This window comes from Polymorphobacter sp. PAMC 29334 (genome assembly GCF_019431245.1).
GTDB lineage: Bacteria > Pseudomonadota > Alphaproteobacteria > Sphingomonadales > Sphingomonadaceae > Polymorphobacter_B > Polymorphobacter_B megasporae.
This window is the reverse complement of record NZ_CP080242.1, coordinates 627,003-649,542: the sequence shown is the minus strand read 5'-3', so window position 1 is coordinate 649,542 and position 22,540 is coordinate 627,003. Positions and strand designations below refer to the sequence as shown.

The following is a 22,540-nucleotide window of genomic DNA, read 5'->3' as shown; positions in this document are numbered from 1 at the left end:
CGCCCCCCGACCGGCTAACACGCGAGGTAGGCTATTCGGCTTTCGGGCGACCGCAGCGGGGTATCATGCCGGCCGGACGGTCTTCGTGTCGGCGAAAGCGAAGTTCCGATGGTGATCGCTGGCAGAATACGTTCGCCAGCGATGGCGCGGCCACAGGAGTTCCTATGACCGGATCAACTATTGCGCGAGAGGAAGGCCGGGCCCTGTTCGGGCATGACGCGCAGGGTTACGACGCGGCGCGCCTGGGCTATCCGGCGGAACTCTACGACGCGGTCGAAACCCGGACGGGCGGGCTCACGAACCGGGCCGTATTCGAAGTTGGTCCTGGAACCGGTCTTGTCACTCGCGAGCTGCTCAGGCGTGGCGTCGCCCGGCTCGTCGCGATCGAGCCGGACGCTGAGTTGGCCCGGCAACTGCCGTCGTTCACCGGCGGCGACGACGCCCTCGTCGTCATCAATGCGTCGTTTGAAGATGCCAAACTACGCGATGCCTCGTTCGACGTCGGGTGCGCCGCCGCCTCGTTCCATTGGCTCGACATCCCGCCATCGCTCGCCAAGGTCCATGCGGCGCTGACCCCCGGGGGCACCTGGGCGATGTGGTGGAACAGCTATCGCAATCCGCATCACGGCGATGCCTTTGCGTTCGCGGCTATGCCCCTGCTTGCGGGCATCCAATTTCCGCCGATGCAAACGATCGACGGACACGGCTCTCTCGACGTTGATTTTTGGCGCACGACACTGACGAAAGTGGGCTTTGGCAGGACAGAGCATGTCGTCATCCGTCAGGAGCGCGTTATTTCCGCTGCCGCGATCCGGGCGCTTTATGCAACCTATTCGTTCGTTCGCCGGCTCGATGATGACGTTCGCGCGCGCCTGCTCGACGGCATCGAGACTTTAGCCGAACACGAGTTCGGGGGTAACGTGCCGAACGTCGTCCTGTCTTCGTCGTACATTTCGAGCGCCGATCCGCGCTAGCGTTGCAACATGCGCTGCAGCGTTCCGTCGCGTAGGACATAGTGATGGACGAGTGCCGCGGCCGCGTGCAGCCCGGCGAGAATCAGGAGAAGATTTGCGGCGAGGCTGTGCCACGTTGTCACCTGGTTCGACAGGAGGTGGCGAGCCTCCTTGGCATACGCGCCAAACTTCGGAAGGCTGATGACATTGAACAGCGAATCGCCGCGTAACGCTTCGTTCCATAGGCCCAGTCCAACGACAACGACCAGCGTCGCGTAGAGCGCCGCCTGCATCACCGCTGCCACCCGGCCATCGATCGAACCCGCATCGACCGGGAAGCGACGTCCTCGCCCCAAGCGCCAGTAAAGGCGGTAGATCAGGGCGGCCGTGAGCAGCGTGCCGAGAACGAGGTGGACCGAGCGTGCATCAATCCGCGGCGCCCCCTTGGGAAACCAGTCGATCGTCCGACCACTGGCCCATTGGCCGATGACGAGCGCAGCGACGAGCCAATGCGCGGCAATCGTCCGCCGGTCGTACCGTTCGACCGGATCCCGCGGCGGTCCCGACCAGCGGATCATGACGGAGGGGTCGCCGCCCAGAGGACGGCGGCGCGGAGCAGCGCAAGACCCTCGGGTCGCAGGGCCTCGAACGTGTCCTGCCAGAGGAAGAAGCTGACCCGGCGCGCAGGCGCGAGTGCCTCGCCATTCATCGTCGCGCCGCGCTCGTAGGCGAAGATCGCCGCCTTGTCGGGTTCACCGCGCAGGGTCGCGATCGTCGTCGCGCCAAGCCCGGGCTTTCCCCAGTTCATCTTGAAATGCTCGTCGTTCAAAACGTTCTGGATGCCCGCGGCGAGGCCGGCGGCCAGCGGGTGCGGCGCATTGACGATGTCGACGAAGCGCTGGTCGTCGTCGGTGCCGTAGTCACGGTGGTTCTTCTGTCCCGCCATCGCCAGGTCGCCGAGGATATCGTTCTCGAAGGTGATGAGAGGGATTGGTGTCGCCCGATATTTGTTAGCGACCTCAAGTGCATCGATGCTCTCGGAAACAATGATCAGGTCGGCACCGTGCGTCGTCGCCGGCGGCGCGCTCTCGTCGACTTGTCGGACGCCGAAACCGAGCCCTATGAGCCACGTGACGAGCGCGGTGTCGTTGCGCCGCCAAGTCTCGAGCGTGGCAACGCGTTTCGGGTCGAGCGGCGCGGCGGCGCGCGCTTTCTCCAGCTTCGTCATATTTGAAACGTAGAGGACGACTTTGCCGCGCGCGACAGCCGGGTCGACCGACGCTGCTAGTGCCGACGATGCCGTCAAACCCAAAAGTGCGAGCAGAATAATGGTCAATCGCCGGATCATCCGCATTGTTCAGTCTCCAACAGAGTCTTTTGCCGGGTCACGTCGCGCTACCCGCCAAAGCGAGCGAATGCCGCTAGCGCCAGAGTGACGGTCAGCGCACCGCCAATCCGTGTCGCAACCTGGGCAAATGGCATCAACTGCATGCGGTCACATGCGCTGAGGATCGCGACATCGCCGGTGCCGCCCTGACTCGCTCGGCACGCTGCGATGATCCCGGCCTCGACCGGGAAGATGTTGACGAGCCGACCGACGACGAAGCCGGTTACGGTAAGCGAAACGACGGTGACGACGATCGTGATTAGTTCGGGAGCGTTGAACGCGCTGATCAGCTTGTCCCACGGCGTCTTCGACACACCGATCGCAAACAACAGCGGATAGGTCAGCAGTGTCGCGGCAAACTGATAATTGCGGTACGCGCCCTGCTCGAGGCGCGGCGAAACGAAGCCCGCGAGCTTGAGCATCACCGTGAGGAACAGCATCGTCACCGGTCCCGGAAAATCGGTCAGCTTCTGAACCAATGCGCCGGTCATGTAGAGGGTCATCGCCAGCACCAGCGCGGCGCCGATCGTCGGCAGATCGGGAATGAAGCGTGCTGCATCTGGAGAGTCGAGCGGCACGTCGATTTCGCCGGGCTGCAGCGTCCCATTACCGGTGAGGTTTGGTCGGCGGCGGCCGAGCAAGTTCAGCCCCCCGGCCAGAAGTATCGCGGTCAGGCTGCCGAACATCACCGCCGGGAGGATTTGGGCAAGCAGCACACCCTGGTCGCCGCCATGTATTGCGGCATAGCCGATCGACAGCGGGATCGCGCCCTCGCCAATGCCGCCAGCGAGAACGGGGACAACGATCTTGAATGCGACCGTCGGCAGGTCGATGCCAAGCGCCATACCGGTAAGGCAGCCGGCAACGACGGCGACGATTGAGCCGGTGAAGATCGGCACGAAGATTTTGACGAAGCCGCCGATCAGGACCCGCCGGTCCATGCCGAGGATCGAGCCAACGATGATCGCAGCAATGAAGAGGTACAGGAAATTGCTTTGGTCGGTGAACGTCTTGATCGCTTTTTCGAGCGGCTTCGGAATGGCGTGGATGTAGACGAGAAAGGACGGGATGAATGTCGCGAGGATCGCTGCAGCGCCGATTCGACGCAATCCGGGGAGCCGTTTGCCGATTTCAGCGCAGGCGAAGCCGCCGAGCGCGAGAACCGCGATCGCAGTCGTTAAATCTGCCGGGACCGAACCCTTTGCGACGTAGACACTGATGATGGCAACGATCGCAACAGCAACTGGAATCGGGACGATGCCGATCGACCAATCGATCAAATGACGGCGCGGCAATGGAATCACCGGCGCGGCATCATTCTGTATTTCTTCCGGCACGTCAGCGATCCCCCGTCATTGCGGCGCGTACGTCAGCAGGACGAACGTATCGTCGAGATAGCGGTTCGGATAGAAAGCGCCGGCCTTGAGATTGCGCGGCTTTGAGGAGTCGACGATGCCCGATGCGGTCATGGTAAAGATCCGACCCGTGGCAGGATCCTCCGCCAGCGTTCGGGCAATGGGTCGCGTCGTGAACGCCCCCGCAAAGCGGTAGGTGTCAGGTCCGCCTTGGTCGATCATCACGACATTGCCATCGATTCCGTTCGCGGTAAAAATTCGTCTGCGTTTCGCGTCCCAGGCAACGCCGTCGTTGCCGCGGCCGATCGGAAGCCGGGCTACGATGCTACCGGTTGTGGCATCGACGACGGCAAGGATCGGGGCCGTACCCTTGCAGCCGACAAATAATCGTGCGGTCAACGGATCATATGCCAGGCCGGTCGGCTGGGTGCAGCCGGGTAGTGGGAAATCGGCAACGAGCTTGCGGTGCACGAGGTCGACATGCGCGATGCGGTCTTTATCGCGCTCGTTGACCCAGAGGCTGCCGTCCCCGGCTGCCGCCGAGCCCTCGAGTTCCTCGGCGGGCATGGCGATTGCCCCGGCAGGCGCATTGGTCGCGGGGTCGAACAATATGAGCCGGTGGTGATCGCCGTCAGTAAACGCGACCAGCTTCGTCACCGGGTCGAAGAAGGCCGCATCAACGCTCTCGCCGAGTTTGATGCGGGCGATCGTCGCCAGCGAATCGAGGGCGAACACGGTCGTCGAACCATCCTCGTTGGCGGTGTAGCCGCGGCCGAGGCCGGGCACCGGCAGCGCAAAGTTCGCACCGGCGCTGTTGGCGATCGCGCCCACCACATGTCCGCTAGCCGCATCGACAACGGTGACCCCGTCCTTGCGCCTGCCAAGGAAAAGCCGGTTGCGCGCCGCCTCGAAGGCAACATAATCCCACGCTGGCGCTGCGCCCTTCAGCCTGACCTCGGACTGCAGGCCGTAGACCGGCGACGCCGGTGCCGCCGAAAGATTCGCGCTGATCAAGCCTATGGCGATGATGCCGAACTTCAGGCGCACACTTGCCTCCCCCATGACTGCGGCCTTTACCGCTTGCCTACGCTTTTTCGGCGCGCTTCCTGACGGCAGCCTAACGCCATCCTGACGAGCTGTTCAGGAACGGCAACACGGTTGACGGCGCGCTCGGGGGTGCCGATCCTCGCACGCGAGAAGCGCGCCCAACGCGCACGTGGGGAGATCGCATGAAACTGATGGTTGTCGAGGACGAGGAGCGGCTGGGGCGCTTCCTCCAGCACGGCCTCGCCCAGCATGCGCACATCGTCCGCTGGGTGACGACGTGCGCCGCGGCCTCGGACGCCCTCGTCGAGACAGCGTATGATCTCGTCATTCTCGACCTTGGCCTGCCCGACGGCGACGGGCTCGATCTCATCCGCGACTGGCGTGCCGCGGGATTCGTAGAGCCGGTCCTAATTCTCAGCGCGCGCGATAGCCGCCAGGATCGTGTCGCCGGGCTCGATCTTGGTGCCGACGATTATCTGCCGAAGCCCTTTGGCATGGATGAACTGCTCGCGCGCATCCGCGCGCTGCTGCGGCGGCAGGCGGCGCGCAAGCAGACGGTTTACGAGCATAACGGCATTACGCTCGACCTTCTCGCCCACGTCATACGCGTCGACGGCAAACAGCTCGATCTTACTGCACGCGAGTATGCGCTAATGACGATCTTCGTCCAGAACGCCGGTCGGGTGCTCACGCGGTCGCTGATCGCCGAGAAGATCTGGGACTCGCATTTCGACGTCGATACCAACTTGCTCGATGTCTACATGAGCCGATTGCGCGCTAAGATCGGCGCAGTCACCGCGGCCCCAATATTCAAAACTGTGCGCGGCATCGGCTACCAGCTGCTGTGAGGAGCATCGGCGCCCGCCTGACCTTCTGGTACGCCGTCGCCGCGACGCTTAGTTTCGCCGGCCTCAGCGCCATCGGCGGCGTGCTGCTCAACACCCAGCTGATCCACGGCCTCGATCAGCTGAATGCCGCCGAGTTTCGCCAATTGAAGGCGCACATCGGCGACGATTACGCGACGGTCGATCCCGAGGTCCTCGAGACGCGGCTGGCGGGAATAAATCCTTACGAATCGGTGCTTTTTTTCATCAGCATACAAAACCCCCGGAAGAACGATTTCCTGTTCAACTCGTCGAACCTGCATGGCCAGCGCATTCCCGACGTCAAGGGTCAGCGACGCTTCGATGCCAGCACCCCAGCGCTTGGCTCGCTTCGCGTTAGTGAATTCCTGCTTCCGCCGTACGATGTCACCGTCGCCACCTCCGCGCAGACCGTCGATGCGTCCTTGCGTGCCTATGCCATCACCAGCGTCGCGCTGATCGCGGTCATGCTAGTGGCGAGCATCGCGATAGGCCTCGGCCTCAGCCGGCTCGTACTGCGTCCGATCCGCGCGATTCGCGAGACGGCCGACCGGATCCGCTCCGACAACCTCGGCGAACGCATCCCGGTCGGCGACGTCCGCGACGAGATTTCTGACCTTGCCGAACTCCTCAACCGGACCTTTGATCGGCTCGAGAGTGCCTTCCTCCAGATGCGCCGCTTCAGCGAGGAGGTCAGTCACGAGCTCAAGACCCCGTTGTCGCTGCTGCGCCTCCATGCCGAAGCGATCCTTCAGGACGGTGCGACGACCCACGCCGAAGCCGCAATCGAGCAGATCGAGGAGATCGCGCGATTGAACCGCTTTATCGACCAGATGCTGTTCCTGTCGCGCGCGGACGCCGATGCGATCGCTTTCGACCTTCAGACCGCTGATCCGTGCGGATTGATCGACAGCTTCGCGCACGATGCCGAGGTCCTCGCCGAAGACTCGGGCCATCGGTTCGACTGCTCGAAGGGCGATGCCGGACTTATCGCGCTCGAGCCGGTATGGCTGCGGCAGGTGCTGCTCAATGTCGTCACCAATGCGCTCAAGGCGACGCCGACTGGCGGCAGGGTTCGCCTCGAGGCCGGGTTTGTCGGCTCCCTCTGGCGTGTCAGCGTCGAGGACGATGGACCCGGCGTCGCCGGAGCCGAACGCGACCGGATGTTCGAGCGCTTCGTTCGCCTTGCCGGGTCGGACGCCCCGCGTGGAGCCGGCCTCGGGCTCGCCATCTCGCGCAGTATCGTTCGTCTCCACGGCGGCCGGATTTGGGCCGAGCCGGCAAGCGGGCTTCGGGGCCTCGCCATCATCGTAGAACTGCCGCGCGTCGACACGGCACTCGACACCGTAATACAGGTCTAGCGCGCCCGATCGAACAGTGCCGCATACGTGGGAATATGCGTAGCGAGCGCATCGCGAAGATCGAGCGCTTTGACGTAATATTCGCGCTCGCCCGCGTTTGACGAGACCGGAACACGGAAAGCGTAGACGATCAAGCCGACATTCTCACCGGCAAGGTCGCGCAGCGGGAGTTGAACGACGAATTTTGGTGTCGCGTCCTTAGTCCGGTGCCAGCGCGGATCGACGACCGTGATGCCCTTGACGATAACGTCGACGTCATCGGGATCGTCGGGATTGCCGATGCGGTCCGGGTACGACCCGGCAAACATCGTATAGACTTTGGCGAGCCCGGGCGGCACGCCGTGAAAGGTCATGCTGAGCAGTTCGGGATGCTCGCGCATTGTCGCGTCGGCGAGCGTCTGGGCATAGGTCGTGAACTTTGGCGGCGTCCAGTTTTTCGCGCCTTCAGCCGAGGCGCTCGCTGCCGCCAGCAGCAGCACCGCGCCGATCGCCAATCCTCGTCGCATGACGTCACTCCCAAAGTCGTTGCTTTAAGTTGCGTCTAGACTGCGAAGCTGAAGCCAACCTGTCGTGACAACTTGGTTGCCTGAACAGCAATTTAAGTTGGTGCAAGACAGGCGTCAGCTTCGGTCGTCACTACCAGCCGCATAAGCTGTGGAGCACGGCGCGTGGGGAGACTTGATAAAATGCGTATCCAACTGATGATCGCGGCTATCGTCGCAGGGCTTATGCCCGCAGCGGTGCTCGCCGACGACGAGACGCCCCCGGTCGTCAACGGCCAGACCTATGTCCAGCATCAGATCGTCGCAGCGAAAGCCCGCCACCCCGAGATCGTCGCGATTACCGTCATCGGCAAGCGCGAGAAAGGCGACGGCATGCTCGTCCTCGGTTCGACCGCCGACCGTACGACGGTCATGACCGCGGTCCCGGCACCGGCGGCCGACGCGGTGACGGGATCCACCGTGCGCGAGGCGTTCAACAGCAATTCGGGTCACCGGCTTGGCACAATCGAGATCGTCTTCACGGGAGCGGCGAATGCGGCGACCGCAGTGGCGGTCCAGACCGAGCTTGCCAAGGCGACGCTGAGCGCGAAGAACGCCGCCGACCCGTGGCCGTTCGATTCTGCCTTTGGTCCGGATACCTATGCCCAGACGCTGGCGACCAAGACGATCGCCAAACATCCCGAACTTCTCGTGATGATGATCCACGCGACGCCGCCCGCCGGCAAGCACAACGTCATTATCGGCTCGAACATCGGCCGCTTCGGCAAGGCGGCGGACGAGGACGACCTGCGCGTAATCGACAAGGGGTCGACCAATCTTGAGGTCGGTGGCGACAACGACCGGTTCGAGACCGAATTGCCGCTGAATGACGCCAAGGGCCACCGGATCGGCGCGCTTGGGCTCGTTTTCCCGTTCAAGGTCGGCGACGACAGAGAAGCGATCCACCGGAAGGGCCTCGCGATCCGCGACGAGGTCGCCGCCGCAATCCCGAGCAGCGCCGCGCTGTTCGCCCCCACCAAGTGATTTTGCCGGAGATGACGATGACCCTGCGTTCCCTGTTTTCCGGTGCCGCCCTGCTCGCGTTTGCCGCGCCCGCGCTTGCCGCCGCGCCACTTCAGCTGTCCGGCAGTACCGATCTTCCGGGGTATACCGGCGACTTCGATCACTTCGCGATCGATGAGAAGGACAGGACACTGTTTCTCGCTGGCGAAGAGAGCGCCGAACTCGAGGCGCTTGACCTGAACAGCGGCAAGGTCAAGACGCGGCTGAAGGGCTTCGGTACGCCGCACTCGCTCCATTATATGCCAGCGGCGAACGAGCTGCTGGTTATCGACGGCGACAAGCCGTCGCCGGTGCTCGACGCGACGACCCTCAAGACGAAGCGAACCTATCCGCTGCCGAAGGGCGCGGATTCGACCGGTTTCGACCCCGCCAGCGGGCACCTCTGGGTCGTCACCGGCGGCAAGGATGTGCCGCTTCCCGACAGCCGGCTCATCGAGATCGATCCGGTCGCCGGCAAGGTCTTCAAGTCGGTCCACTTCGACGCCGACCACGTCGAGGCGATGGCGATCGGGTCCAAGCTGTGGATCAACGTCACCGACAAAAACGCGATCGCGGTCGTCGATATGAAGGCGGGCACGATCGCCGCGACGTGGCCGTTCACTGTCGCCGAGCAGAACGCATGCGCCGCCTATGACGCGACGACCCACCGGCTTTTCATCGTCAGCCGCAAGCCTGGCAAGCTCGTCGTCATCAACGTCGACACCGGTGCGACGGTCGCGACGTTCGACGCGCCGGGCAAGACCGACCAGGTGACGTGGGATGCCGCAAACCGCCGCATCTATGCCACCGGCGGCGAAGGGTACATCACCGTCATCGAGCAGGACAGCGCTGACAAATACCACGAGGCAGCCAAGATTCTAAGCATGGCCGGCGCGAAGACGGCGATCCTCGATCCAATTCGCCATCACTTGTGGGTTGCCGCATCGCCGGGCGAGACGAAGGCGATGGCCAAGGTCCTCCGCTACGACGTCGCGCCGCGCTAGACGAAATACGATCGCCGGCAGGGCACCAGAAGGCCCGCCGGCACCCAGGGGAGGCACCAACCATGATTATCGATACCAGACTGACGGCAAGAACCATTCTCCGGTCGACCGCCGCGATCGCAGCACTGACGATCGCCAGCGCCGCGATCGCACAGGCCGGACCGACTCCCATTGGAGCGGTGGCACTCACCCCGGCCAACGCCGATCCCGACGACGCACCCGAGATCATCGTCACCGGCTCGGCACTGCCGACGACGCCCGATCAGGTTGCGGTCCCGGTGAGCATCATCGGCGCCGACGCGATTGCCAAAGGCGGCGTGAACAACAACGTCCTCGAACTCGTTCGCAAGCAGATCCCGTCCTTCGCCGGCCGGTCGAACGCGGGCAACAGCAATGCCAATAACACCAACCAGAACACCGCCGGCGGCAGTCAGGCGCAACTCCGGAATCTCGATACATTGGTCTTGATCAACGGCCGCCGCGCTGCGGTCAACGCGATTGCTGGGCTCGGCGGCAAGGTGTTCGTCGACCTCTCGCAGATCCCGGCCGGCGCGATCGAGCGCGTCGAGGTACTGACTGACGGCGCGTCCGCCACGTACGGCTCGGATGCAGTCGGCGGCGTCATCAACTTCATTCTCAAGAGCGACTACGAGGGCGCGCAGATCGATGGCCGCTACGGCTTCGCGCAGGGCGGATACCGCGAAAATAGCCTGAGCTTCACGATCGGCCACAATTTCGCGAAGGGTTTGAACGTCACCCTGTCGGGCAGTATCGTCAATTCCGATCCGCTCTATCAGCTCGACTTTGTACGATTTTTGGTCAGGTCCAGGTCCAGAACAGGCCATTGTTAGCGATATGATCGAGGGCCTGATCGATGGGCAGAACGCATCCGCCCATGTCGTCGATGTCCTCCCATTTGCGCCGGTGTGACCAGTAGTTGATCCGGACGTCGTCGCCGTTACCGGTCGGCTTCAAGCGGGCGATCGGGGCTTCGGTTGTCAGGAGATAGAGGCAGAAGGCACCTTTGTCCTGATACCAACCCACGCCGCCGCCACTGGCAGCGTCAAACGCCTCGATGCGGGCCGCGATGTCGTTCCTGTCCATGGGTCAGTCATAGCCGGTGCTGTGCAAGCGTTGCCCGAGTCAATCCGCCGCAGCGCACTTGCATTGCAACCAGTTTGCAGCGGGATTCGAAGCAGGGGATGCTGCACCATCCCAGACCCGCTATTGGCGACCCCGTTCCGCAAATCCTGCGCGACTGGCTGGGCCCTCTACGCCAATGCTTTACCGCTCCGAGCTGGGAACACCTGCTGGTATTGGCCATGGGGGCGTTGCTGGCCACCGGCAAGCGAACCGTTACCTCCTGCCTGCGGATGACCGGGCGCGCCGAAGCCGCCAACTTCGCAAGTTACCACCAGATCCTCAGTCGCGCGCGCTGGTGCCCGCGCGCCGTTGCCAAACACATCCTCGCGATGGTGATCGGGCATCTTGTTCCCGACGGGCCCATTGTTGTGGGACTTGACGATACGATCGAACGCCGCTGGGGGCGCAAGATCAGCGCCCGGGGCATTTACCGGGATCCAGTGCGCTCTAGCCATGGCCACTTCGTCAAGGCGAGCGGCTTGCGCTGGCTCAGCTTCATGGTGCTTACCCCAGTGCCGTGGACACGCTTGATGAAAGCCCTGCCGGTCTTGACCTTGTTGGCGCCATCCGAACGCGCCGATCTGCAGGCCGGACGACGTCACAAGGTGCTGACCGATTGGGCCCGGCAGGGCGCGCTGCAACTGTGCCGCTGGCTGCCCGACAGGCGCATCATCTTCGTCGGGGACAGCAGCTTTGCTGTGCACGAACTAGCCCACGCCATCACCCGACGGGCAACCCTGATCAGCCGGCTGAGGCTCGACGCCAGCCTGTTCGCGCCGCCGCCCGCGCGGACAGGCAATACCCCAGGCCGTCCAGCACAAAAGGGAAAGGCGCTGCCCAAGCTCAAATCCCTGCTCAGTGATCCGGCAACAGTGTGGAGCAGGATCATTGTCTCCGCCTGGTACGGTCAGGCTGAAGGCAAAGCCCTCGACATCACCACCGGCACTGCGCTGTGGTATCGTCCCGGGACGCCGGTACTGCCAGTGCGATGGGTGCTGGTGCGCGATCCCGATAACCGGCGCGCACCCCAAGCCTTCTTCAGCACGGACGTGAGCTTCGATGCGGCACAGATCATCGCCCTGTTCGTCCGCCGCTGGCAGATCGAGGTCACCTTTGCCGAAACCCGCGCCCACCTTGGCGTCGAGACACAGCGACAATGGTCCGATAACGCCATCGCTCGAACGACGCCGGCGCTCCTTGGCCTTTACAGCCTCGTCACCCTATGGGCCGGCGAATTGCTCAACAGCAAATCCACCCCGTACGCTGCCGCCTGGTATCAAAAAACCAGTCTCACGTTCAGCGATGCCATCGGCGCCGTGCGCATGGCGCTGTGGGTCGGCGACATTAATCAACGCTCCCCGTCCGACCGGGAAATCCACAATATCCCAGCATCGCGCCTTGTGCGTATGGCAGAGGCACTCTGCTTCGCCACATAAACGTACAAAGTCGAGATCAGAACCAGCGTTCATTCACGTCCCCGTTCTACAGCACGTCGACCGCGGTCCCGGGCTCGGTCGTCACGGGAGGCCTGTTCGGCGTTCTTGCCCCGGGCCTCACCAGCCCGTCGCAGACTAACCCGACCGGCCCCGCGGCAACGGCATCGAACTTCGCCGCGCTGGTCGCCAACGGCACCTACGTCAACACGCCCACCACGGTGTCGCCGCAGACCACCCCTTCGACCGCCCGAAGCAATATCGGCATTGCCGGCACCGGGATCGGCGGCACCTACGACCTGTCGCGTCTTCAGACGATTCTGCTGCAACAGAAGCAGAAGGCGCTTGCTGCGAGCGTGACGGCGAACATCGTCGACGATGCGATCGTCTTCTTCGGCGACGCGCAGATTGCGGAGAACAAAAGCTTCACCCAATTCCGGCCGGTGACCGTCGGCGTGACGCTGCCGCAGGGATCGCCATTCGACCCAGTCACTGGTTCGCTCGCCGGTGTGACCTTCGGTGTGCCGACGCTGCCGAAGCGTTATTACAATCGTAACGACAGCCTGCGCATCACCGCCGGGTTCAAGGGCAAGCTTGAGTTTATCGGGCCGTCGTGGAACTACGAAGCGGCGTACGTCCACAGTGCCAACGTCCTCGACCAGCGCCAGACCAATGTCATCTACGCACCGAACGTCGCGCGAGCGATCGCGGGCGGATATAATGCTGCCGGCGTGCCGACGCCCGGGGGTGCGTACAGCCAGGTCTATTCGTTCTTCTCATTAGCAAGTCCGTTCGTCATCATCCCGGCCCTCGATCCGCTGTCGCGGACGCCGAACGCTGCGGCGTTGGCGGCGATATACGGCACCGAACAACTCCACGCATCGAGTTATCTCGACTCGTTCGACGCCAAGATCACCGGCAGCCCGTTTGCCCTGCCGGGCGGAAAGGTCGCCGTTGCGATCGGCGGCGGGACGCGCAAAGAGTCGCTTACCGGCACCACCGACCGCAACGGGTACGTTCACACCGATCCAAATTATTGCAACGACGGCGGGACGCTGACGCCGAATGCGTCCACATGGACGGGCGGTCAGTCTGCCGACCCGTTCCCGGTGGTGTGCTCGACGAGCGCGGCCGGATCGAAGACGCCCGGCGGTCGTACGATCACCTCGGTCTTTGGCGAAGCGCGCGTGCCGATCGCCGGCGATAATTTCAGCTTTCCCGGCCTGCGCGAATTCGACCTCATCGGCGCGGTGCGCTACGAACATTATAGCGATGCAGGCGGTTCGACGGTACCCAAGATCGGCTTCTTCTGGCAGCCGTTCGACAAGAGCCTGACGCTGCGCGGCACCTATTCGCGGTCGTTTACCGCGCCGCCGCTGTATCAAGAGTACGGACCGGTCAATAACCGCCTCGCGGGTCCCGGCATCATCCCGGCAGCGTTCCCGGGTCTCGCGGCAGGCCTGTCGCCGGTGCAGGACGGCGTCAATCCCAACCTGAAACCGGCCAAGGCGCAGACCTATTCGATCGGCGCGGTGTTCAAACCGACCTTCGTGCCCAGGCTCCGCATCGAGGCCGACTATAGCTTCGTCAAGGAAAACGGCTTTCCCGGCGGTATAGGTTTCAGCAACATTTTCCTCGACGTCAACCAGAACGGCGCGGCTTCGCAGTTTGCGGGGAACATCGCAAAGGGCAATTTCCCGGGACAACCGGGGGCGATGCCGTTCGTCAACCCAGGCGACCTGCGCGCCTACCTCGCCGCCGATCCGGCAAATTACAACAACGTCTATGCGATCGACCGCTTCACCAACCTCGGCGGCATTCGCGTGCGAACCATCAACGCCGCGATCGACTATTTGGTGCCGACAAACCGCCTCGGCAGCTTCGAGGTCAATTCGGCGATCGCCTATTTTCTCAACTACAAGTTCCAGGTCATCCCGTCGCAGAAGTTCTATGAATACGCCGGCACCGCGACCAATGGCGGGACGGGGGTCCAAGGCATATTGCCGCGGTTCCGCTCGTACACCACGCTCGACTGGTCGCTCGGCAATTTCGACGTAGTCCTCGGCAACACCTATGTCTCGGCGGTTACCGATCTCGGGGTCGGCGGCATTACTTACGAAACCAACGCGGCAAAAACTCCGGCGACGTCGTTCGCCGGGCGAATCAAGCCCTATACCGCGTTCGACTTGCGTGTCGCTTATTCGGTCAGGGATCGTGACGGTCACCCAAGCGGGTTCTCGATCGCTGCGGGGGCGAACGACGTATTCAACCGCATGCCGCCGGTGTCGACCAGCGTGTTCACGCCGAGCGCCGCCTACACCGACAATACCGCCGACGTTTCGACCTATTCTCCGATCGGGCGTCTGGTCTATGTCCAGGCCTCGGTGAAGTTCTGACGCGACAAGGCCGCCTGGATAAAATGCTCTTCTTTCGGTCGGCCTCGCCCCGCCTCGTTGCCATCGTCCTCGCCGTGACAGCCAGCGGCTGCGCGCATTATCGGCCCGATCCGCCGCGGACGGCATCGGAGCTGTTCGCGGCGCCCGATACCGCTGGTCTGTCGGTCGCCGCGCAGTCGATCGACCGTCCATTCCTCGCGGCGCAACCGATTGACCTATCGACACCGCTGACGCTCAATGCGCTTGCGGTGATCACGGTGCTCGAAAGCCCCGAGCTCAAGGCGCTGCGGGCGAAGACCGGGGTCAGCGACGCGCAGGCATTTTCCGCCCGGCTGCTGCCCGATCCGACGACGCAGTTCGGCTATGACCAGCGACTGTCCGGACCCGACCCGTTCAACGGCCTCGCCGCGCAGCTCGGCTTCGACCTCAACCAGCTGCGTTTGAGCCGGGTTATCCGCGAAGCCGGTGACGCGAGCAAGCGCCAGGTCCGCCTCGACATGGCGTGGGCGGAATGGCAGGCGGCGGGTCAGGCGCGGCTGCTCGGCGTGCGGATCGTCGCGCTCACCGACGCCGCCGAGCTGTCCCGCGCGAGCGCGGAACAAGCGGCGAAGCTGCTCGACACAGCGCTCCGTGCAGCGGGACGCGGCGACCTAGGGGGAGCCGAGCTCGACATCCGGCGGCAAGCGGCGATTGACGCCAGCGACAAGGCGCGCACGGCCGAAAGCGCGCTCGTCGCGGCGCGAGGCGACCTCAACAAGCAGCTCGGCCTGCCGCCGACCTCGCGCCTGATCATCGCCGCGCCGCCGGCCCCACCCCCCATCCCGGAAGCCGATACACTCGTCGCGCTCGCGCTCGACCGGCGTCTCGACCTTGCGGCGTTGCGGGCGGGCTATCAGGCGCAGGAGGCCGAGACGCACAAGCAGGTCCTGCTGCAGTTTCCGACCCTGTCGCTGACCCTGTCTGGAGTGAAGGATACCGCCGCGAATTATACCCTCGGGCCACAGGTTGGCTTCACGCTGCCGCTGTGGAACCGTAATCGCGGCGGTATCGCCGTCGCCAGCGCGACCCGGGCGCAGCTCAAGGTCGAATATGCGGCGCGGTTGTTCGCGGCGCGTGCCGACATCGTCGATGCGGTCAATAACATCGCGACCGCACGCCGGCAGCGGACCGCCCTCGCCGAAGCGCTACCGCCATTGCAGCGCTATGCCGAGGCGACGGTCCGCGCTGGTAACCGCGGCGATCTCGCGCGTGCGACCGGCGAAACGGCGACGCAGGCGGTGCGCGACCGTGCACTGGCGCTCATTGTCCTCGACCAATCGATCGCCGAGCAGACGATCGCCCTTGAACTGTCGACTGGCACCCTCAGTGAAGGATGGACCCGATGATCCGGCTGACGCCTTTGGCGGGCGAGACGGCGCTGCTGTTGCTGCTGACAGCTTGCTCGTCGGCGCCCGACGCCACTGAGAAGCCAGCGGATCCCGTCGCGACGGTTCGAACCGCGGTTGCCACTCCGGGAAGTGCGGCGCAGACGGTCGCCCTGTACGGCGTGGCGGAAGCTGGGGCCGGTTCGGAGCGAGCGCTGGCGACCCTTGTCGAGGCGCGTCTGGTGCAGATCGCCGCGCCGTCGGGGACTGCCGTCCACGCTGGTCAGCTCATCGCCGTCCTCACCCCGACACCGACGACGCGGCTCGACGCGGCGAAGGCGGCGAGCGATGCGTCCGCTGCCAACCTTGCCCTCGCGCGCGCCAAGCGGCTCCGTGCCGACGGACTGATGAGCGACGCCGATGTCGAGACGGCGCGAACCGCCGCCGCTGCCGCCGCTGCGACGACGTCGGCCGCCGCCGCGCGTGCCGCGTCGCTGACGATCCGTGCGCCCGCCGACGGCACGGTTCAGGCGCTGACCGCTCGCCCGGGCGATATCATCGCCGCCGGGGTCGCGGTCGCAACGATCGCGACAAGAGGTGAGGCACGCGCCCGGTTCGGCATCGATCCGTCGCTCGCGGCGCAGGTTCGTCCCGGCCAGCCGCTCCAGATCACTCGGCTCGGCGGCGGTCCGCCGGTTGCAGGAGTCGTCGTCGGCGTCGACCCGCAGGCCGACACGACGACGCGGCTCGCCTCGGTCTTCGCGCGCTTCTCTGCCGGAAGCCGGGTTGGCCCGGGGGAAGCACTGGGGGCGGTGCTGCCGGTCGGCGGCGGCCCGACCGCGAGCGTTGTCGTACCCTACGCTGCCCTGCTCGACGACGGCGGTCGGAGCTATGTTTTCGTCGTCAAGGAGGGCGTGGCACGGTCGCGCAACGTCGTTCCCGGCAGCTCGGCGGGGGACAGGATCGCGATTGCCAGCGGCGTCGCGCCGGGCGAGCGTGTCGTTGTCGCCGGCGGCACGGCGCTCGACGACGGTATGAAGGTCAGGGACGCCGGTAAGTGACTTTGCTGCCGTCAGTAACACCCCTGCCCGCGCTGCGCCGCCACGCGCGGTCGATATGGCTCCTCGTCGCGCTAGTCACGCTCGCCGGACTGCTTGCGGCGTCGAAGCTGCCAGTGACGCTGTTTCCGCATATCGACTATCCGCGCGTCGTCGTCTCGATCGATGCCGGCGACCGCGACATCGCGCAGATGGCGGCATCGGTCACCCGTCTGGCCGAGATCGCGCTGCGCCAGATACCCGGCGTCACGCAGATTCGCTCGACGACGAGCCGCGGCACTGCGGAAATCTCCCTAACCTTCGCGTGGGGCGACGACATGGTCGCCGGGACTTTGGCGACCCAGGGCGCGCTGGCGACAATCCTGCCCGACCTGCCCGCCGGCACGCGCTTCAGCGTTCGGCGTTCCGACCCGACGATCTTTCCGGTCTATGGCCTCTCGTTAATCTCGGACCGGCGCAGCGGGGTCGAGCTGCAGCAGCTTGCCCGGCTTCGGCTCCGGCCGCTGCTGTCGACGGTGCCGGGCGTCGCCGGCGTCGATGTTCTTGGCGGCGGCACCCCCGAGATCGAGGTCGAGGCCGACCCCGCGCGCCTCGGCGCGATCGGCCTGACCAGCGCCGACCTTGCCGCGGCGCTCGGCGCGTCGAACAGCGTCGCCGCGGTCGGGCGGATAGAGGATCGCCACCGGCTCTACCTCACCCTCGTCGAGAACCGCGTCGTCACCGAGGCCGACATCGCCGCCGTGCCGATCAAAGCCGGGACGACCGGCGGTGCCGGCATCGTCACCCTTGGCCAGGTCGCGACCGTCCGGCGCGCATCGGCCCCCGCCTTTACCCGAGTGACGGCCGACGGCACCGACGCCGTTCTGATCAACGTCCGCCAGACGCCGACTGCCGACGCGATCGCGCTGGTCGCAGCAATACAGGACAAATTGCGCAGCGCGGGGCTGCCGACCGACGTCAAGGTCAGCCCGTTCTACGATCAGTCCGAGCTGGTCAGCGACGCCGCGACGTCGGTGCGCGACGCGATCCTGCTCGGCGCGGTGCTGGCGGGCTTGGTCCTGTTCGCCTTCCTGCGCAGCTGGCGGCTGATGGTGATTACCGCAACGCTGTTGCCGGCGGTGCTCGCGGCGACCTGCCTCGCGTTGCTCGCGCTCGGCATGAGCTTCAACATGATGACGCTCGGCGGAATGGCGGCGGCGGTCGGCCTCGTCGTCGATGACGCGGTCGTCATGCTCGAGCATCTGATGCGCCGCCTGCAGGAGGCGCACGGTCCCGACGGTAAGGCCGCCGCCGAACGGCCATCGATGCTCGCCGCCGCACGCGAGATGGGACGTCCGCTGATCGGTTCGACGCTGGCAACAATCGTCGTCTTCCTGCCGCTCGCCTTTATCAGCGGCGTCACCGGCGGCTTCTTCAAAGCACTTGCCGTGACGATGGTCGCGGCGCTCGGCGTCAGCCTCGTCTACGCGCGCTACGCCTTGCCGCTCGTCGCCGATGGCTGGCTCACGGTCAAGGATGCCGAAGCCGCCGAGCGTGCCGAGCGATTCACCGGCGGGATGACTCGGCGCTACGCCGAGGGCACGGCACGCCTGCTGCGCCGCCCGGGGCTGTTCGTCGCCATCACAGCACTGGTGCTAGCCGGGATCGGTGCGTTCTCATGGCTCCATGTCCAGTCGGGGTTTATGCCGAAGATGGACGAAGGCGGCTTCATCCTCGACTATAAAGCCAAGCCTGGTGCCGCGCTGAGCGATACCGACCGTCTGCTGCGCCAGGTCGAGGCGATCGTCCAGGCGACGCCCGAAGTCGCGAGTTACTCGCGCCGCACCGGCGTCCAGCTCGGTGGCGGGTTGACCGAACCCGACGAAGGCGACTTCTTCATCCGCCTCAACAGCGGCAGCCGTCGCAACATCGAGGAGGTGATGAGCGAGATCGCCGCCAAGGTCGCGGCACAGGTTCCCGGTCTCCAGGTCGAAACCGCGCAGTTGATGGAAGACCTGATCGGCGACCTGACGGCGGTCCCCCAGCCGATCGAGGTCAAGCTGTTTGGCGACGATGCCGAGCAACTCGCCAAGTCGGCGGAAAATGTTGCCAGCAGCATCGCCAAAATTTCCGGCGTCGTCGAGGTCAACAACGGCCTGCGCGTCGCCGGCGACGCGATCACGATCGAGGTCGACAGGGGTGCGGCGTCGCTCGCCGGGCTCGATCCCGACGCGGTGACCAAGCAGGTCACCGCCGAGATCGAGGGCAGCATCGCGACGCAGGTCCGGTCGGGCGAAGAGGTCATCGACGTCCGCGTCCGGCTGCCGCGCGACCTGCGTCAGCGGACCGACGCGCTCGCCGCGCTGCCGCTTCGCGCGACCGACGGGCGGACGGTCACGCTCGGCCGGATCGCCAAGATCGGCATCGCCGCCGGTCAACGCCAGATCACGCGCGAGGACCTCGCTCCGTTCATCCCGGTAACGGCGCGGCTTGAGAACCGCGACCTCGGCAGCGCGATCAAGGCGGTCAAGGCCAAGGTCGCCAGCCTTCACCTCCCCGCCGGCATCCGCGTTGAATATGGCGGGCTGTACGCGCAACAGCAGCAGTCGTTCACCGATCTTGCGGGAGTCTTCGCTGCGGCGCTGTTGCTGTCGGCGCTGCTCTTGACCTTCCTGTTCGAACGCTGGGTGTTTACCGTCGCGGTCATCGCGACCGTTCTGCTCTCCGCCTGTGCGGTGCTCGGCGGGCTGTGGCTGACCGGCATCGAACTCGACATCTCGGCTCTGATGGGGCTGACAATGGTCATCGGCATGCTGACCGAACTCGCGATCTTTTTCCTCGCTGAGATCGATACCAATGAGGCAATCACAGGGCCAGTGCTCCTCGCCGCCGGCCGGGCGCGCTTACGCCCGATTGTGATGTCGGCGCTGATCGCCATCCTGACCCTGCTGCCCCTCGCGCTCGGTCTTGGGCGAGGCGCGGGTTTGCAGAAGCCATTAGCGACCGCGATCATTTTCGGCCTCGGCGTGGGTGCGGCGTTGATCGTTGTTCTGCTGCCGGCAATCCTGCTGCTTCTTGGCCGCGATCGGCCGATAAAGTCCGCCAGCAAGACGCGGACGTCGTAGGCCGTCAGCAGCCCCGAGGATGAGCGCCCTGAGCGCAATCGGGTCGGCGTGGTCATTGACGCGAATGACGATGCGGACACGGCCGCCATATGGGCGAAGGCAGGCGTAAGGGCGTCGGTCGGGACGCGTATGGTCAGCGTCAGCCACGCCGCGGTCAGCGCCGTCGGGACAGCAGACGACCCGCCACAGCGCAAGCAGCGGACCAGCCGAGGCGCGGCCGCCCGCGCGCGCGCCAGCGGCTGAGACCAATTAAGATGCGTCGCCCCAGAACCGCGATCACGGAGGCGACGGCGATAGTCAGCAACCGCCGATGATGATCACGGCATAATACACGCCGAGATGGAGCAGCCTGAGCGTCAGCCCGGCGGTAATGGCCCCTAGATTAGGTCGTGCCTTGTGAGGGCGATCGCCGGGTGCATGGCTTGAGCCACGGTCCACTGAGGGGCGCGGCGTCGCCTACTGTCCAGACCGCGATGTCAATCCTGAAAGCGAGTTTAGACAACCCTTTTGCAGGCCGCACGTTCGTCGCAGCACTTACCAGTGGAACGCGAGTTGAACACTACGGCGGCGATTATGATAAATTTACCAAGGCTGCTTGAGACGATACAGATTGATGGGCTGCCTCGTCGGTCGGCTGCGCCGGCGGGATTGCGCGCTCAAGCCTGTCTCCGAGTTTCGTGGCGGGTTGGTCGATTGTGAGCACGTCATCCGGTGGTTTGAGCAATATGATCGCCTTGGCGGCGACAAGATCGGGCGGGAGATCGACGCATCCAACGAGAGCGCCTCGACGACATTTGACATGTACAGGAAGAGCAGTATGCGATCGACAAAATATCAGTGGCAACCCGTGAGATGATTCAGCTGGTGCGGACCTTTTCGGACATTTTAGCTGATCTCAATAACGGTAATTTGGTTTCCGCTGGCGCCAGTCCCAGTGTTCCGGTCAACTAAGCTGATGCTTCGCCGGTGCGGGACCGTGCTGGCCGCTTTGGCACCCGCATTGATCGCTGTGGCGTGCGTTCCTTCGGGGCATATGACACGTTATCAGGCACCGGTGCCGACGTTCGACCCGATCGCATTTTTCGCCGGTCCAACACAGGGTCACGGAAGTCTTGCTGTAGCCTTTTCGGGGAGTAAGCCAACGCTTGTCGAAGGCCATGGGGTGGTTGAGGTCGACGGTTCGCTCCGCCTCGAGCAGACAGTGCGCGTTGGTGACAAGGCTGCAACTCGACGCACCTGGCATCTTTATCGTGTCGCAGCGGGTCGCTACTCAGGGACACTGAGCGATGCGAAGGGTCCGGTTTCCGGGGATGGTACAGGCAATCAGTTGCACCTCAGCTTCGCTATGCGAGGCGGTTTGCAAGCGGAGCAGTTTCTATACCTCCAGCCCGGCGGACAGGTCGCTCGCAACCGTATGGTCGTCAGGAAACTTGGCGTCCCCGTCGCCAGTCTCGACGAGACAATCTTCCGGCGACCCTCTTGATGATCTCCGGCGGCCACGTGAAACGCAGAGCTCCCGTCGTGCTTCTTATTCTCTGGAGGCTGAAGGATGCCTCGTTCGTCTCGATCATGGAAAATATGTGCGCGCAGTAAGAGCTCTGCTGAAGTGTATCGCACCTCGCCTTCGCCGACTAAGGGTTCAAACGACGTACCTTTGGCGTCATCGTCGACTTGCGAAACTCGATGCTCCGGAGCTAATGACGGAACATATACAGTGCAGAAAGCTGTCTGACCGCGACCCTCGTCTGCCGCTGCTCGCGGACAAAGTACTGGCAAAAGCGAGGGTCGGCGAGCGGATCGGTGATCGATGGCTTGTCCCGACCCTATGGCGCGGCGTTCGCCTTCCGCGTGAAGCGGCGTGGCAGATGCCCTTCGTGGTCAAGTCGCGGCACGGTTGCGGACATGTATGCGTCGTGCACAACGACGCCGATTATCGTACCGCGCTTCGTCGGTCGCGGCGATGGATGGCCGGTCGCTATGGGCGCTGGCTCGATGAGTGGCTCTACGGGGAGATCGAACTTGGTCTGCTCGTCGAACCCTTCCTCGGGAAAGGTTTTACTCTGCCGCTCGACTACAAGCTGTTCGTCTTTGGTGGCCGAGTGCGATACGTCCAAGTTCATCTCGATCGAGCCACAAACCACCGATGGATCGTTTTCGATCTTGAATGGCATCGTGTCTCCCAACCGGTCGCCGAGCTGGATCCGGTGCCCCCTGTATCGCTTCCTCAAATGATCGTAGCAGCAGAGGAGCTGGGCCGCGATTTCGATTTCGTACGCGCGGATTTTTACGAAATCGACGGACATCCGCTGTTCGGCGAACTGACGTTTTATCCAGGGTCCGGTCTCGAGCCGCTCGAACCAGCATCGCTTAACGAGGCTATGGGTGCCTGGTGGTCGGCAGTTCGCAAAGATCAGTCTCTCGTTGAATATCAGTAGTGAATACGACCCAATAGTCTCGCCAAGGAGACCGGGTAGATCCAGGACGCCGCAACATACGGGAAATGTGATTTTGATGCGACCTGTGGAAAT

19 protein-coding genes are annotated in these 22,540 nt (G+C 64.2%); 13 read left to right on the top strand and 6 right to left on the bottom strand.

Annotation, left to right across the window (positions count from 1 at the left end):
• Window positions 1–164 precede the first annotated feature (164 nt).
• Window positions 165–974 (top strand): class I SAM-dependent methyltransferase, encoded by an 810-nt coding sequence (locus tag KZX46_RS02965; RefSeq protein ID WP_219773832.1) that lies wholly within the window; start codon window positions 165–167, stop codon window positions 972–974.
• Here the strand turns inward: KZX46_RS02965 and KZX46_RS02960 are convergent.
• The 4 genes from KZX46_RS02960 to KZX46_RS02945 are packed head-to-tail and all read right to left on the bottom strand — an operon-like array spanning window position 971 to window position 4,742.
• Window positions 971–1,531 (bottom strand): cytochrome b, encoded by a 561-nt coding sequence (locus KZX46_RS02960; protein ID WP_216711364.1) that lies wholly within the window; start codon window positions 1,529–1,531, stop codon window positions 971–973. The genes KZX46_RS02965 and KZX46_RS02960 overlap by 4 nt on opposite strands.
• Window positions 1,528–2,289 carry a hypothetical protein gene (locus tag KZX46_RS02955; protein WP_219773831.1) on the bottom strand — a complete coding sequence of 254 codons (762 nt, stop codon included), beginning with the start codon at window positions 2,287–2,289 and terminating at the stop codon, window positions 1,528–1,530. The genes KZX46_RS02960 and KZX46_RS02955 overlap by 4 nt, the downstream gene beginning before the upstream one ends.
• Window positions 2,290–2,348: 59 nt before the next feature.
• Entirely contained in the window at window positions 2,349–3,677 is a 1,329-nt protein-coding gene (locus tag KZX46_RS02950; protein WP_226895833.1) for a 2-hydroxycarboxylate transporter family protein, read from the bottom strand.
• 15 nt (window positions 3,678–3,692) lie between these two features.
• Entirely contained in the window at window positions 3,693–4,742 is a 1,050-nt protein-coding gene (locus KZX46_RS02945; RefSeq protein WP_219773830.1) for a YncE family protein, read from the bottom strand.
• 182 nt (window positions 4,743–4,924) lie between these two features.
• On the opposite strand from KZX46_RS02945, the gene KZX46_RS02940 reads away from it, so the two are divergent.
• Window positions 4,925–5,590, top strand: a complete 666-nt coding sequence (locus KZX46_RS02940; protein WP_216711360.1) for a response regulator transcription factor — start codon at window positions 4,925–4,927, stop codon at window positions 5,588–5,590.
• On the top strand, window positions 5,587–6,966 hold the full coding sequence (locus KZX46_RS02935; RefSeq protein ID WP_216711359.1) for a HAMP domain-containing sensor histidine kinase: 1,380 nt from the start codon (window positions 5,587–5,589) through the stop codon (window positions 6,964–6,966). Before KZX46_RS02940 ends, KZX46_RS02935 begins: the two co-directional genes overlap by 4 nt.
• On the opposite strand, the gene KZX46_RS02930 is transcribed toward KZX46_RS02935, so the two are convergent.
• A complete protein-coding gene (locus tag KZX46_RS02930; RefSeq protein WP_216711358.1) occupies window positions 6,963–7,472 on the bottom strand; it encodes a hypothetical protein in 510 nt (169 codons plus the stop codon). The two genes, KZX46_RS02935 and KZX46_RS02930, sit on opposite strands and share 4 nt — an antisense overlap.
• 180 nt (window positions 7,473–7,652) lie before the next feature.
• On the opposite strand from KZX46_RS02930, the gene KZX46_RS02925 reads away from it, so the two are divergent.
• The 3 genes from KZX46_RS02925 (at window position 7,653) to KZX46_RS02915 (ending at window position 10,365) form a co-directional block, all read left to right on the top strand.
• The gene (locus KZX46_RS02925; protein WP_219773829.1) at window positions 7,653–8,492 is read left to right on the top strand and encodes a hypothetical protein; all 840 of its coding nucleotides are present in this window, start codon (window positions 7,653–7,655) and stop codon (window positions 8,490–8,492) included.
• A gap of 17 nt (window positions 8,493–8,509) precedes the next feature.
• Window positions 8,510–9,514 carry a YncE family protein gene (locus tag KZX46_RS02920; RefSeq protein ID WP_219773828.1) on the top strand — a complete coding sequence of 335 codons (1,005 nt, stop codon included), beginning with the start codon at window positions 8,510–8,512 and terminating at the stop codon, window positions 9,512–9,514.
• A gap of 62 nt (window positions 9,515–9,576) precedes the next feature.
• Window positions 9,577–10,365 (top strand): TonB-dependent siderophore receptor, encoded by a 789-nt coding sequence (locus tag KZX46_RS02915; RefSeq protein ID WP_219773827.1) that lies wholly within the window; start codon window positions 9,577–9,579, stop codon window positions 10,363–10,365.
• Here the strand turns inward: KZX46_RS02915 and KZX46_RS02910 are convergent.
• Entirely contained in the window at window positions 10,334–10,618 is a 285-nt protein-coding gene (locus tag KZX46_RS02910; protein ID WP_219773769.1) for a hypothetical protein, read from the bottom strand. The two genes, KZX46_RS02915 and KZX46_RS02910, sit on opposite strands and share 32 nt — an antisense overlap.
• A 98-nt stretch (window positions 10,619–10,716) precedes the next feature.
• On the opposite strand from KZX46_RS02910, the gene KZX46_RS02905 reads away from it, so the two are divergent.
• From KZX46_RS02905 to KZX46_RS02875, 7 genes are all read left to right on the top strand, one after another.
• Entirely contained in the window at window positions 10,717–12,093 is a 1,377-nt protein-coding gene (locus tag KZX46_RS02905; protein ID WP_219773826.1) for a transposase, read from the top strand.
• 218 nt (window positions 12,094–12,311) lie between these two features.
• Window positions 12,312–14,486: a TonB-dependent receptor gene (locus tag KZX46_RS02900; RefSeq protein ID WP_219773825.1), complete on the top strand. Its 2,175-nt coding sequence runs from the start codon at window positions 12,312–12,314 to the stop codon at window positions 14,484–14,486.
• Between the two features lie 23 nt (window positions 14,487–14,509).
• Complete coding sequence (locus KZX46_RS02895; RefSeq protein ID WP_219773824.1) at window positions 14,510–15,871, top strand: TolC family protein; 1,362 nt, start codon at window positions 14,510–14,512, stop codon at window positions 15,869–15,871.
• Window positions 15,868–16,911, top strand: coding sequence for an efflux RND transporter periplasmic adaptor subunit (locus KZX46_RS02890; RefSeq protein ID WP_216711353.1), 1,044 nt, complete (start codon window positions 15,868–15,870; stop codon window positions 16,909–16,911). The genes KZX46_RS02895 and KZX46_RS02890 overlap by 4 nt, the downstream gene beginning before the upstream one ends.
• Window positions 16,908–20,012 carry an efflux RND transporter permease subunit gene (locus tag KZX46_RS02885; protein ID WP_226895832.1) on the top strand — a complete coding sequence of 1,035 codons (3,105 nt, stop codon included), beginning with the start codon at window positions 16,908–16,910 and terminating at the stop codon, window positions 20,010–20,012. Before KZX46_RS02890 ends, KZX46_RS02885 begins: the two co-directional genes overlap by 4 nt.
• Window positions 20,013–20,967: 955 nt before the next feature.
• A complete protein-coding gene (locus KZX46_RS02880) occupies window positions 20,968–21,495 on the top strand; it encodes a DUF3833 family protein (RefSeq protein WP_219774251.1) in 528 nt (175 codons plus the stop codon).
• Between the two features lie 214 nt (window positions 21,496–21,709).
• Window positions 21,710–22,447 (top strand): ATP-grasp fold amidoligase family protein, encoded by a 738-nt coding sequence (locus KZX46_RS02875; protein ID WP_219773823.1) that lies wholly within the window; start codon window positions 21,710–21,712, stop codon window positions 22,445–22,447.
• Window positions 22,448–22,540 lie beyond the last annotated feature (93 nt).

Coding starts and splice junctions, on each gene's coding strand:
- KZX46_RS02965 (WP_219773832.1), top strand. CDS start 165: ATGACCGGATCAACTATTGCGCGAGAGGAAGGCCGGGCCCTGTTCGGG.
- KZX46_RS02915 (WP_219773827.1), top strand. CDS start 9,577: ATGATTATCGATACCAGACTGACGGCAAGAACCATTCTCCGGTCGACC.
- KZX46_RS02940 (WP_216711360.1), top strand. CDS start 4,925: ATGAAACTGATGGTTGTCGAGGACGAGGAGCGGCTGGGGCGCTTCCTC.
- KZX46_RS02920 (WP_219773828.1), top strand. CDS start 8,510: ATGACCCTGCGTTCCCTGTTTTCCGGTGCCGCCCTGCTCGCGTTTGCC.
- KZX46_RS02910 (WP_219773769.1), bottom strand. CDS start 10,618: ATGGACAGGAACGACATCGCGGCCCGCATCGAGGCGTTTGACGCTGCC.
- KZX46_RS02880 (WP_219774251.1), top strand. CDS start 20,968: ATGCTTCGCCGGTGCGGGACCGTGCTGGCCGCTTTGGCACCCGCATTG.
- KZX46_RS02890 (WP_216711353.1), top strand. CDS start 15,868: ATGATCCGGCTGACGCCTTTGGCGGGCGAGACGGCGCTGCTGTTGCTG.
- KZX46_RS02895 (WP_219773824.1), top strand. CDS start 14,510: ATGCTCTTCTTTCGGTCGGCCTCGCCCCGCCTCGTTGCCATCGTCCTC.
- KZX46_RS02875 (WP_219773823.1), top strand. CDS start 21,710: ATGACGGAACATATACAGTGCAGAAAGCTGTCTGACCGCGACCCTCGT.
- KZX46_RS02905 (WP_219773826.1), top strand. CDS start 10,717: ATGCTGCACCATCCCAGACCCGCTATTGGCGACCCCGTTCCGCAAATC.
- KZX46_RS02960 (WP_216711364.1), bottom strand. CDS start 1,531: ATGATCCGCTGGTCGGGACCGCCGCGGGATCCGGTCGAACGGTACGAC.
- KZX46_RS02925 (WP_219773829.1), top strand. CDS start 7,653: ATGCGTATCCAACTGATGATCGCGGCTATCGTCGCAGGGCTTATGCCC.
- KZX46_RS02930 (WP_216711358.1), bottom strand. CDS start 7,472: ATGCGACGAGGATTGGCGATCGGCGCGGTGCTGCTGCTGGCGGCAGCG.